Genomic DNA, 12,593 nt, shown 5'->3' with positions numbered 1-12,593 from the left:
GTGGCGGGGGGTGGGGGGTTGGCGCTGCTGGATTCGGAGACCGCGCAGGGGCGGGTCGGGGATGTGGATCACCAGCGGTTGCTGCGGGCCTTGGAGTGCGTGCGCCACGACCCCCCGCGCCTCGGGGCGTTGCTGGACGCGGTGCGGGAGTACGGCGCGGTCGCGTGTGCGCATCCGTCGGGGACGCGGGATCTCCCCGGGAGGAGTCCGGCCAACGACCTGCTGCTGCGTCAGCTGCGGTTGGGGGCCGTGGAGAACGTGCCGAAGAACCCCGCCGGGTACCGGGGCGCGGACGTCGCGCTCGATCCGCTGCTGCTCGGGACGTCGCTGCTAGCCGTCGGGCCGGCCGGGAGCGGGAAGACGACGCGGCTGACGCGGCCCGTCGCCGAGGCGCTGTGTCTGCAGGCGCTGACGGGGACCGCCGTCGTGGTCGTCGTCGGCGCGGCCGACGCCGACCTGGGGCCGGCGTCGTGGTACGACGTCGTGGTCGGGCCCGGCGATCCGGGTGCGCGGTACGGGCTGGACCTGTTCGGCGGCGCGCAGCACGCGGACGAGGCGGCGGCGCGGCTCGCCGACGCCCTGCTGCCGGACGAGTTGGTGCTGCGCACCGAGGCGGCGCGTCTCGCACTGCAGCAGATCGTCGGCCCGTTCGAGGCCGGGTACGGCCGCCTGCCCGGCGTGCGGGAGCTGGTGCTGCTGCTGCGCGGCGAGGAGCGCGCGTGGACGGGGCTGCTCGCCGCGGTGCGGGAGAGCGGGGCGCTGGAGCGCCACCAGCACGAGCTCGCCCAGCGCGAGCGCGTGCACGGTCTCGCCGACGACCCCGGCGCGCTGCTCGCCGACCGGCTCGCGCTGCTGGACCGTCCCGTCTTCGCTCGCTGCTTCAACGCCTCGGCGGGTGACGCGGAGTCGCTGCCGCTGTTCGCGCTGCGCGCGCTCGACCATCCGCTGCGGGTGCGGATCGCGCTGCCGGACCACAGTCACCCCGAGGCGGCACGCATCCTGGGCCGGCTCGTGGTGGGCCAGTTCCTGCACGCGGCCGCGAGCCGCGCGGACCGGTCGCTCTTCGCCGGTCTGGTCGTCGACGACGCGTCGTCGGCGGTGGACACGCACGCGGTCCGCGGTCTGCAGCGTCTGCGGTCCGCGAACGGGGGCGCGGTGCTGGGCCTGCGGACGCTCGTCGACGTTCCCGAGTCGCTGCGGGCGCCGCTGTTCGGCGCGGTCGGCGGCCGAATGGCGTTCCCCGGCCTGGCGCCGTGGGACGGCAGGCTGTTCGAGGAGGCCTGGGGCACGGTCTGGGTCGACGAGCGGGACGTCACGCGCGCCGTGGACACCTCGGGGGGCATCCTCCGCCGCTCCTTCCGCGGGATGCGGGCCCTGCTGGAAGGGGAGCGGGCGCAGACCGAGAGCGTCACCACCCGGAAGGTGGAACGCCGCCGCTGGTCGGCGTCGGACCTCGCCCAGGTGCTGCCCCGGGGGCACGCCGTGGTCTCGCTGACCTCCGTGGACGGGACGCAGGTGCCGCCGCTGCTGGTCCGCCTGCCCTGAGCGCGAGCAGCCGCGACGCAACGCGCGAGTAGCTGCGCCGCTGAGGCAGAATCGACGGAAGGGGCTTGGACGCGCCGTCCAAGCCCCACGCCCGACCCGGGGTGCCGCAAGGACGCGGCACGCCGCCGCCCCCGCTCCGTCGAAGGTGTCATGTCTCACGAGAAGCCCCCGCGCCCCGACGACGAGGTGCGGCACAGCAGTGTCACGGTGGCGTCCCTGGTCGCGATGCCGGGGCTCGGGCTCGTCGTCCGCGCGGGCGAGACCGCGCTGGAGCGGCCGGTGCGATGGGTGCACACCAGTGAGCTCGACGATCCGGTCCCGTACCTCGAGGGCGGCGAACTGCTGCTCACCACGGGGCTGAAGCTCGGCAAGGGCAAGGAGAAGCTGCGCCAGTACGTCCACCGGCTCGCGGACGCCGGCGTCGCCGGGCTCGGCATCGGCGTCGGGCTGACCTACGACGAGGTCCCGCAGACGCTGATCGAGGCGGCGGCCGAACGCAGCCTGCCGCTGCTGGAGGTGCCGCAGCCGACGCCGTTCATCGCGATCAGCAAGGCCGTCACGGCCGCGCTCGCCGCCGAGCAGTACAAGGCGGTCAGCACGAGCTTCGAGGCGCAGGAGGAGCTGACCCGCGCGGCGCTCGGCAAGGACGGCACGGCCGCCGTCGTCGCGCGACTCGCAGCGCGGCTGGGCGGCTGGGCCGCGCTGTACGACGCGACCGGCGGGGTCGTCGTCGCCGCGCCGGACTGGGCGGCGCGACGGGCCGGCCGGCTGCGCCCCGAGGTGGAGCGGCTGCGCGGCCAGTCCGCGCCCGCGAGCATGGCGCTGCAGGGGGACACCCCGGACACCCAGGACTACGTGGTGCTGCAGTCGCTCGGCGCCGACCGCCGCGCCCGGGGCTTCCTCGCCGTCGGCACCGAGGACCGGCTGACCTCCGGCGAGCGGTACGTCGTGAACGCCGCCGTCGCCCTGCTCACGCTGACCCTGGAACGCTCGCGCGACCTGCGCCGCGCCGAGGACCGGATGCGGACGGCACTGCTGCGGCTCGTCCTCGCCGGGGAGACGGTGATCGCCAAGGAGGTCGCCGGCGCGCTGCTGGGCGGGCTGCCGCAGGGACCCGTCCGGGTGCTGATGGCCGAGGGCAACGCTCTGGCCGAGCTCGGCGACCGCGCGGAGCAGGCCGCGGCGCGCTCCGGCGAGCCGCTGCTGCTGGCCCCCGAGGGCGAGCGGCTGGTGCTGGTGGCCGTGGACGGCGGAATGGTGCACCAGGCGTGCACGGATCTCGCGGTGGACCTGGACACGGTCGCGATCGGGATCTCCTCGCCGACGACGCTGGAGTCGGCGGGTTCCGCGGCGGCGGAGGCGGAGCGCGCGCTGGCCGTGGCGCTGCGCAGTGGCCGCAGGAGTGTGGACCACGCGGAGGTCGGCGCGGGCTCGCTGCTGCCGCTGCTGGGCGAGGAGGCCGTGCAGGCGTTCGCGGAGGGCCTGCTGCGGCCGCTGCGCGAGCACGACCGCACCTCGCGCGGCGATCTGGAGGCGAGCCTGCGCGCCTGGCTCTCCCGCCACGGCCAGTGGGACGCGGCGGCGGCGGATCTCGGCGTGCACCGGCACACCTTGCGGTACCGCATGCGGCGCGTCGAGGAGCTGCTGGGGCGGACGCTGGACGACGCGGACGTGCGGATGGAGCTGTGGATGGCGCTTCGCGCCTCCGGTGAGTGAGTGACGACCGATGAGTGAGTGACCACCCATGAGTGAGTGACCACCGATGAGTGAGTGACCACCGATGAGTGAGTGACCACCGAGGGCCTGAGGTGCCATCGTGTCCAGTTGGGTGGCGTGTCTCGTACGTTCCGGACAATCCGGATCGCCTGCCCTCCCGCCTACCGTTGGGGACTGAAAAGTCCTGGATTTCACGACGGAAGGGCCGGTGACCGCGGTGACCACCACCTACGCATTCTGGCTGGCGGGGCGGCAGGAGACCGGCCCCGAGACGCTCGACGTGCACCACCCCTATGACGGCCGGCTTGTCGCCAAGGTGAGCATCGCCAGTGACGCGCAGGTCGAGGAGGCCGTCGCGGCTGCCTACGCGGTGAAGGACGAGTTCGCCGCCACCCCCGCGTACCAGCGCGCCGCCGCCCTCGACCACGTCGCGAAGCGCCTCGCGGAGCGGACCGAGGAGATCGCGCAGCTGATCACCGCCGAGAACGGCAAGCCGATCAAGTGGGCCCGTGGTGAGGTCGCCCGCGCGGTGAGCGTCTTCCGGTGGGCCTCGGAGGAGGCGCGGCGGTTCAACAGCGGTGAGGGCCAGCGTCTGGACACCGACGCCGGCGGCACCGGCCGCCTCGGTTTCGTGCGTCGCTTCAACCGCGGCGTGGTCCTCGGCATCGCGCCGTTCAACTTCCCGCTGAACCTGGTCGCGCACAAGGTCGCTCCGGCGATCGCCGTCGGCGCGCCGATCATCCTCAAGCCGGCCCCGGCCACCCCGGTGTCCGCGCTGGTCCTGGGGGAGATCCTGGCCGAGACCGACCTGCCGGCCGGCTCCTGGTCGGTGCTGACGGTCCCGAACGACCGGATGCCGGCGCTGGTGCAGGACCCGCGTCTGCCGGTCATCTCCTTCACCGGCTCGGACAAGGTCGGCTACGCGATCCTCGACTCGGTGCCGCGCAAGCACGTGACCCTGGAGCTGGGCGGCAACGCCGCCGCGGTCGTGCTCGGCGACTGGAACTCCGAGGCGGACCTGGACTGGGCCGCGACCCGCATCGCGACCTTCGCCAACTACCAGGGCGGTCAGTCCTGCATCTCGGTGCAGCGCGTCATCGCCGACGCCTCGATCTACGACCGTCTGGTCGAGAAGGTCGTCGAGAAGGTCGGCGCGCAGGTCACCGGTGACCCGACCGACGACAGCGTCGACGTCGGCCCGCTGGTCAGCGAGGACGCCGCCAAGCGCGTCGAGGCGTGGGTGGACGAGGCCGTGAACGCGGGTGCGAAGCTGCTCGCCGGCGGCAAGCGGGAGGGCGCGAGCTACGCGCCGACCGTGGTGGCCGAGCTGCCCGGCGGCGTGACGCTGGCGACCGAGGAGGTCTTCGGCCCGGTCCTGTCGCTGCAGAAGGTCGACGGGGTGGACGAGGCGTTCGCGGCGGTCAACGACTCGAAGTTCGGCCTGCAGACGGGCGTGTTCACGCACGACGTGCAGGTGGCCTTCCGCGCCCACCGCGAGCTGGAGGTCGGCGGCGTGGTGATCGGCGACGCGCCGTCCTACCGCGCCGACCAGATGCCCTACGGCGGCGTGAAGGACTCCGGCGTGGGCCGCGAGGGCGTCGCCTACGCGATGGCCGACTACACCTACGAGCGCGTGCTCGTGCTCACCGGTCTGGCCCTGTAGGACGTCTCACCCCTGGTGACCATGGTGGCACTCAGCGTACGGTCGGAAGATACTGGCAGGTATCCCACCGTGAGGTGATGCCCCGTGTCCGGCTCCGCCCATCAGACAGACGCCCCCAAGGTCACCGAGCGCGAGGCGCGACGCGTCGCGGAAGAGGCCCGGGAACAGGACTGGCGCAAGCCCAGCTTCGCCAAGGAACTGTTCCTGGGTCGTTTCCGTCTGGATCTGATCCACCCGCATCCGCTGCCCGACGAGGCGGCGGAGCTGGAGGGCGCGGAGTTCCTCGCGCGGCTGCGCGAGTTCTGCGAGACGCAACTCGACGGCGCGGTCATCGAGCGGGACGCGCAGATCCCCGACGAGGCGGTCAAGGGGCTGCAGGAGCTGGGCGTCTTCGGGATGAAGATCGACCGCGAGTACGGCGGGCTCGGCCTCACCCAGGTGCACTACAACCGGGCGCTGACGCTGATCGGCAGCGTCAGTCCGGCCGTCGCGGCGCTGGTCTCCGCGCACCAGTCGATCGGCGTGCCGCAGCCGCTGAAGCTGTTCGGCACGCCCGAGCAGAAGCGCGCGTTCCTGCCGCGCTGTGCGACCACCGACATCACCGCCTTCCTGCTGACCGAGCCGGACGTGGGCAGCGACCCGGCCCGGCTCGCGACCACCGCCACGCCGAGCGAGGACGGCTCGGAGTACGTCCTTTCCGGCGTGAAGCTGTGGACGACCAACGGCGTCGTCGCCGACCTGCTCGTGGTCATGGCCCGGGTGCCGAGGTCCGAGGGGCATCGCGGCGGGATCACCGCCTTCGTCGTGGAGGCCGACTCGCCGGGCCTGACGGTGGAGAACCGCAACGCGTTCATGGGCCTGCGCGGTATCGAGAACGGCGTGACCCGCTTCGACGGCGTCCGCGTGCCCGCGGCGAACCGGATCGGGCGCGAGGGGGAGGGCCTCAAGATCGCGCTGACCACGCTGAACACCGGGCGGCTCTCGCTGCCCGCGATCTGCGTGGCGGCGGGCAAGTGGTGCCTGAAGATCGCCCGGGAGTGGGCGGCCGAGCGCGAGCAGTGGGGCAAGTCGATCGCCGCGCACGAGGCGGTCTCGAGCAAGATCTCCTTCATCGCCGCGACCACCTTCGCACTGGAGGCCGTGGTCGAGCTGGCCGGCCAGATGGCCGACGAGGACCGCAACGACATCCGCATCGAGGCCGCCCTCGCCAAGCTCTTCGGCTCCGAGATGGGCTGGCTGATCGCCGACGAGCTGGTGCAGATCCGCGGCGGGCGCGGCTACGAGACGGCGGCCTCGCTGGCCGCGCGCGGGGAGCGGGAGGTCCCGGCCGAGCAGGTGCTGCGCGACATGCGGATCAACCGGATCTTCGAGGGCTCCACCGAGATCATGCATCTGCTCATCGCCCGCGAGGCCGTGGACGCCCACCTCAAGGTCGCCGGTGACCTGATCGAGCCGGAGGCGGACCTGCGGCGCAAGGGCCGGGCCGCCGCCAAGGCGGGCGCGTTCTACGCCGCGTGGCTGCCCAAGCTGGTGACAGGGCCGGGCCAGGTGCCGACCTCCTACCGCGAGTTCCACCGGCCGGGTTACCCCGACCTCTCCGCCCACCTGCGCTACGTCGAGCGCGGGGCGCGGAAGCTGGCCCGCTCCACCTTCTACGGGATGTCGCGCTGGCAGGGCCGCATGGAGACCAAGCAGGGCTTCCTGGCGCGGATCGTCGACATCGGCGCGGAGCTGTTCGCGATGAGCGCCGCCTGCGTGCGGGCCGAGTTGCTGCGCACGACCGAGGGGCCGGACGCCGGGCGCGCGGCCTACGAGCTCGCCGACGTGTTCTGCCGCCAGTCGCGGCTGCGCACCGAGGAGCTGTTCGGACGGCTCTGGGAGAACACCGACACCGCCGACCGGCGGCTGGCCAAGGGCGTGATGACGGGGCGTTACCGCTGGTTGGAGGAGGGGGTGCTGGACCCGTCCGGCGAGGGGGCGTGGATCGCGGAGACAGCGCCCGGCTCGGCGGAGCGCCCCAATGTGCACCGTCCGATCGGGGGTTGACGGGGTAACGGACGAGACACGCGGATGGGGAGATCCGTTGTCGTTGATGCACCCTTGACACACCTGACTCGCGCTCACCACTACGATGCGCACTGGCGTGCGGGAAGAGGAGCTGCCACCGGGGGCTCGCACGCCGGTGCTTCAGTGTGCGCGCAAGGCTCCCGGTGTTTCGACGACGAGGAGCAGGTCCAGCGTGAGTTACCCGCCGTACGGGCAGAACCCGCAACAGCCGCCGAGAGGCGGCAATCCGGCGCAGCCGCCGTACGGCGGCCCGCAGCCGCCCCAGGGCTACCCACCGCAGCCGCCCCAGGGTTACCCACCGCAGCCGCCCCCCGGCTTTCCGAGGCCGCAGCAGCAGCCGGGCTACCCGCAGCAGCCGCCCCAGCCGGGGCCGCCGCAGGGCCCGAATCCGTACCCGTACGGCGCGCCCCAGCCGCCGCGGCCCCAGCCGCCCCAGGGGCCGAACCCCTACGGCGCTCCGCGGCCGCCGCAGGGCCCCAACCCGTACGGCGCGCCACAGCCCCCGGGTGGTTATCCGCAGCAGCCCCGGCCGCCGCAGCAGCCGCCGTTCGGCGGCGGCCCCGGCCGACCGGGCGGCCCTGGCGGCCCAGGCGGGCCCGGTGGTCCGGGCGGCTTCGGTCCGGGGGGACCCGGCGGTCCCGGCGGAGCGCCGCGGCGCAAGCGCGGGATGGTCCTCGGCGCGGCGGTCGTCGCGCTGGCCGTGGTCGTCACGGTCGTCGTGGTCGTCTCCCACGGCGGCAAGAACGGCAAGGGCGGCAGCAGCGAATCCGCCAGCGGCGGCACCATGGCCGCGCCGGCCAGCGGCAACAGCTGGAACCCGCCGTCCTGGGCCAACCCCGCCGACGACATCGGTCCGGCGAACCCGAAGACGGTGGTGACCGGCCAGGTCTGGTTCGCCAAGGCGAAGCCGCAGAACCTCGCGCAGTACGCGCAGGCGGTCGGCACGCCCGGCGACCCGAACTACCACAAGTTCCTCAGCCCCCAAGCGTTTTCCACCACCTTCAGCACCGGCCAGGGCGCCGGGCAGGCGGTCAGCGAGTGGGTGCAGCAGGACGGCATGAAGATCGTCAGCCAGGACTCGGAGTCGATCGTGGTCTCGACCACGATCGCGAAGGTCGAGGATGCGCTGAAGGTCCAGATCCACCGGTACAAGCACGACGGCCGGGTGGACATCGCGCCGACCACTCAGCCGCAGTACCCCCAGAACGTGGGCGACTACGTCTCGGCGGTCACCGGTCTCACCACCTCCAGCCCCGTCGGGCGCGGCAGCATGTTCATCGCGGCCGACAACCCGAACTGCAGCAGCTTCTACGGCCAGCGCCCGTCCGGGCTGCCGGACGGCCCGGACGGGCCGTCGTCGCAGCCGCTGTGCGGCTACACCGCGAAGCAGCTGCGCACCGCCTACGGCGCGGCCGCCAGCGGTATGACGGGCCAGGGCGTCACGGTGGCCGTCGTCGACGCCTACGCGTCGCCGACGATCGTCCAGGACGTGAACCGCTGGTCCACGGAGATGGGCCTGCCGCAGCTGAAGCCCGGTCAGTTCACCCAGCACGTCCCGCAGTTCTACGACCCGAGCAAGACGACCGCGTCCGACGCGGCAGGCTGGTGGGGCGAGGAGACGCTCGACGTCGAGGCCGTCCACGCGATGGCGCCGGACGCGAAGATCGTCTACTTCGGCGCCCCGTCGGAGACCAACGCCGACTTCTTCCAGGCCTTCCAGCGGATCATCTCGGGCCACCTGGCGGACGTCGTCTCCAACTCCTGGAGCGGCCCCGAGCTCGGCACCGACCAGAGCTCGATCGCGGCCGCCCAGCAGATCTTCCAGCAGGGCGCGGTCGAGGGCATCAACTTCAACTTCTCCACCGGCGACTCCGGCGACTTCACCGCCGGCGACCGGCAGAAGATGCCGAACCCCTCGGTCGGCTACCCCGCGTCCGACCCGTGGGCCACCGGCGTGGGCGGCACCACCCTGGGCACGGACGCCGCGGGCGACTACAAGTTCGAGACCGGCTGGGGTGCGATGGACTATCCCTCCACCGGCGGCGGCTGGTCCTCCCAGGGCACCTTCGACGGTGCGGGCGGCGGCGGCGTCAGCCAGATGTTCCAGCAGCCGCCGTACCAGGTCGGCGTGGTCCCTGACGCGCTCGCCAAGCCGGACGGCCAGCGCCACCGGGTGCTGCCCGACGTGGCGATGGACGCGGACTCGTGGACCGGCATGGACGTCGGCATGACCGTCGGCAACGCGGTCGCGCAGCAGACCGGCGGCGGTGTCACCTACGGCCTGAGCGGCGGGGTCTGGAAGGACGAGACCATCGGCGGCACCAGCCTCGCGTGCCCGCTGTTCAGCGGGATGGAGGCGCTGGCGATCCAGAGCTCCGGCTCCGCGCTGGGCTTCGCCAACCCGGTCCTCTACAGGCAGTTCAACTCGTCGAGCTTCCACGACGTCAAGCCGAACCCGGTCGGCGGCCACGAGCCGAGCTTCGCCTTCACCGGCGACCAGGGCCCGGTGCTGGTCCGTGAGGACGAGGACACGAGCCTGAAGACGACGGACGGCTACGACGACACCACCGGCATCGGCAGCCCGTCGGGGGCGTTCATCACCTGGTTCAAGGACCACCCGAACGGTCAGTGAACCCCGCGGTCACGACGTCGACCGACCCTTCCGCGCCTGCCCCCGGCGCCTCCCGCGCCTGCCCCCGGCGCCTCCCGCGCCGGGGGCAGGCGCGTCCGCGGCGCCGCGCGGAGGTGCTGCGCCGTCCCGTCAGGCAGGCCGCCCCGTGGGGTCGGGGACCCGGCCGCCTGACGGGACAGGACAGAATGGGCCCATGACACTTCTCGCCGACCCGCAACTGCGCTTCGAGCCCGTCGTGGCCGACCCCGAGGGCCCCCGGGAGCTGGTGATCCTGGGATCGACCGGCTCCATCGGGACCCAGGCCATCGACATCGTGCTGCGCAACCCCGGCCGTTTCAGGGTCGTGGCCCTGTCCGCCGCCGGTGGGCGGGTGGCGCTGCTGGCCGAGCAGGCGCTGAAGCTCGGGGTGAAGGCCGTCGCCGTCGCGCAGCCCGAGGCGGCAGCGCCGCTGCGGGAGGCGCTCGTCGCGGCCGCGCCGAAGGGCGCGGCGCTGCCCGAGATCCTGGCCGGCCCGGACGCCGCGACCGAGCTCGCGGCGAGGGAGTGCCACTCCGTGCTGAACGGCATCACCGGCTCCATCGGCCTGCGCCCGACGCTGGCCGCGCTGCGCGCCGGGCGTGTGCTGGTCCTGGCCAACAAGGAGTCGTTGATCGTCGGCGGTCCCCTGGTGAAGGCCCTGGCCCAGCCGGGGCAGATCGTGCCGGTGGACTCCGAGCACGCCGCCCTGTTCCAGGCGCTCATGGCCGGCTCCCGGCGCGAGGTCCGCAAGCTGGTGGTCACCGCCAGCGGGGGTCCGTTCCGCGGCTGGAGCCGCGAGAAGCTGGCCGGGGTCACCAAGGAGCAGGCGCTGGCGCACCCGACCTGGGCCATGGGGCCGGTCGTCACGATCAACTCGGCGACCCTGGTCAACAAGGGCCTGGAGGTCATCGAGGCGCACCTGCTCTACGACATCCCCTTCGAGCGGATCGAGGTCGTCGTCCACCCGCAGTCGGTCGTCCACTCGATGGTGGAGTTCACCGACGGCTCGACGCTGGCCCAGGCCAGCCCGCCGGACATGCGGATGCCGATCTCGCTCGGCCTCGGCTGGCCGGACCGGGTTCCGGACGCCGCGCCGGGGTGCGACTGGACCAAGGCCGCGACCTGGGAGTTCTTCCCGCTGGACACCGAGGCCTTCCCGTCGGTCGGGCTGGCCCGCGAGGTGGGGGAGCTGGGCGGCACCGCGCCCGCCGTGTTCAACGCCGCGAACGAGGAGTGCGTCGAGGCGTTCCTGCAGGGCAGGCTGGCGTTCACAGGGATCGTGGATACGGTGGCGAAGGTCGTCTCCGAGCACGGCGCCCCGGCTCAGGGAACTTCGTTGACCGTCGAGGACGTCCTGGCTGCGGAGGGCTGGGCGCGGACCCGTGCCCGGGAGATCGCCGCAGGGTGACTCCGGACGGGGCATGATGTTGGTCGGGGTGGCCGCAGCGGCGGCCGGCATGGAACCAAGAGGAGCAGAGGCACGATGACGACACTGATGACGATCCTGGGCATCGTGATCTTCGTGTTCGGCCTGCTCTTCTCCATCGCCTGGCACGAGCTGGGCCACCTCAGCTGGGCCAAGATCTTCAAGGTGCGGGTGCCGCAGTACATGGTCGGCTTCGGGCCGACCATCTGGTCGCGCAAGAGGGGCGAGACCGAGTACGGCATCAAGGCCATCCCGCTCGGCGGCTACATCCGCATGATCGGGATGTTCCCGCCCGGCGCGGACGGCAAGGTCGTCGCCCGCTCCACGTCCCCCTGGCGCAGCATGATCGAGGACGCGCGCGAGCAGTCCTACGAGGAGATCCTGCCGGGCGACGAGACGCGGCTGTTCTACACCCGCAAGCCGTGGCAGCGGGTCATCATCATGTTCTTCGGCCCCTTCATGAACCTGATCCTGGCCGTGGTGCTGTTCCTGGTCGTGCTGATGGGCTTCGGCGTGCCGCAGGCCCAGCCGACCATCTCCTACGTCACGCAGTGCGTCGTCGCCAGCAACTCGAGCGCGGCGACGAGCGACACCTGCCCGAAGGGCGCCCCGGAGAGCCCGGCCGCCAAGGCTGGCCTGAAGGCCGGCGACACCATCACCTCCTTCGACGGCGTCGCCATCACCGGCTACGACCAGCTGCAGAACGAGATCCGCAAGCATCCGGACGACCAGGTCACCCTCGGGGTCAAGCGCGGCGCCCAGACCTTCACCGTCCCGGTGGCGCTGACCAAGAACGACCTGTACGGGCTCGACTCCAACGGCAACCCGACCACCCAGATCGTCCACGCCGGATTCCTCGGCATCCAGCCGATCCAGCCGACCACGCAGCTCGGCCTCGGCGCGAGCGTGGACAAGATGACGGGCATCGCCAAGCAGGGCGTCTCCTCGATCGTCTCGCTGCCGTCGAAGATCCCCGGCCTGTGGGGCGCGGCCTTCGAGGGCAAGAAGCGGTCGCTGGACTCGCCCGTCGGCGTCGTGGGCGTGGCCCGGGTCGGCGGCGACGTGCTGGCCATGCACGCTCCGGCGAGCGCCCGGATCGCGACCATGCTGCAGCTGCTGGCGGGGCTGAACCTCTCGCTCTTCCTGCTCAACATGCTGCCGCTGCTGCCGCTGGACGGCGGCCACATCGCGGGCGCGCTCTGGGAGGCCCTGCGCCGGCAGTTCGCGCGCCTGGTCAAGCGCCCGGACCCCGGCCCGTTCGACGTGGCCAAGCTGATGCCCGTCGCCTACGTGGTCGCCGGGATCTTCCTCTGCTTCACCGTGCTGGTGATGATCGCCGACGTGGTGAACCCGGTCCAGCTCGGCTGACCCCGGGGCGTCGGCCCTCGGGTGTTCCTCCGGCGTTGACCGGAGCGTTCAGACGCGTCGGGTAACGTGGGGGTCGGGTGCGCCGACCGGTACGCAGCGCGCCCGGCTGGCCTGGAGTGACCCGGCAGCCACCGCCTCACTGTGGGGATTACGCAAGC

The 12,593-nt window shown here is 72.6% G+C and carries 7 protein-coding genes; all 7 read left to right on the top strand.

Annotation, left to right across the window (positions count from 1 at the left end; all coding sequences use genetic code 11):
* Positions 1-1,545 (top strand): ATP-binding protein (locus TR48_RS35675; protein ID WP_236652474.1); only part of this gene is annotated, 1,545 nt, incomplete at its 5' end.
* A 150-nt stretch (positions 1,546-1,695) separates the two neighbouring features.
* Positions 1,696-3,261: a PucR family transcriptional regulator gene (locus TR48_RS35670; protein WP_042374738.1), complete on the top strand. Its 1,566-nt coding sequence runs from the start codon at positions 1,696-1,698 to the stop codon at positions 3,259-3,261.
* Positions 3,262-3,478: 217 nt separating this feature from the next.
* Positions 3,479-4,924 (top strand): aldehyde dehydrogenase family protein, encoded by a 1,446-nt coding sequence (locus tag TR48_RS35665; protein WP_042374743.1) that lies wholly within the window; start codon positions 3,479-3,481, stop codon positions 4,922-4,924.
* Positions 4,925-5,008: 84 nt separating this feature from the next.
* Positions 5,009-6,970, top strand: coding sequence for an acyl-CoA dehydrogenase family protein (locus TR48_RS35660; protein ID WP_042374737.1), 1,962 nt, complete (start codon positions 5,009-5,011; stop codon positions 6,968-6,970).
* Positions 6,971-7,163: 193 nt separating this feature from the next.
* Complete coding sequence (locus TR48_RS35655) at positions 7,164-9,623, top strand: S53 family peptidase (protein ID WP_161789968.1); 2,460 nt, start codon at positions 7,164-7,166, stop codon at positions 9,621-9,623.
* Between the two features lie 193 nt (positions 9,624-9,816).
* Positions 9,817-11,049 carry a 1-deoxy-D-xylulose-5-phosphate reductoisomerase gene (gene dxr / locus TR48_RS35650; RefSeq protein ID WP_042374735.1) on the top strand — a complete coding sequence of 411 codons (1,233 nt, stop codon included), beginning with the start codon at positions 9,817-9,819 and terminating at the stop codon, positions 11,047-11,049.
* A 75-nt stretch (positions 11,050-11,124) separates the two neighbouring features.
* Positions 11,125-12,435, top strand: a complete 1,311-nt coding sequence (locus tag TR48_RS35645; protein WP_042374734.1) for a M50 family metallopeptidase — start codon at positions 11,125-11,127, stop codon at positions 12,433-12,435.
* Positions 12,436-12,593 lie beyond the last annotated feature (158 nt).

The organism is Streptacidiphilus neutrinimicus (genome assembly GCF_000787815.1).
GTDB lineage: Bacteria > Actinomycetota > Actinomycetes > Streptomycetales > Streptomycetaceae > Streptacidiphilus > Streptacidiphilus neutrinimicus.
This window is presented reverse-complemented; position numbering and strand designations above follow the sequence as displayed.

What these genes read in the sequence shown, in the direction of transcription:
- TR48_RS35645 (WP_042374734.1), top strand. Translation starts at nt 11,125, where the DNA reads ATGACGACACTGATGACGATCCTGGGCATCGTGATCTTCGTGTTCGGC.
- TR48_RS35670 (WP_042374738.1), top strand. Translation starts at nt 1,696, where the DNA reads ATGTCTCACGAGAAGCCCCCGCGCCCCGACGACGAGGTGCGGCACAGC.
- dxr (WP_042374735.1), top strand. Translation starts at nt 9,817, where the DNA reads ATGACACTTCTCGCCGACCCGCAACTGCGCTTCGAGCCCGTCGTGGCC.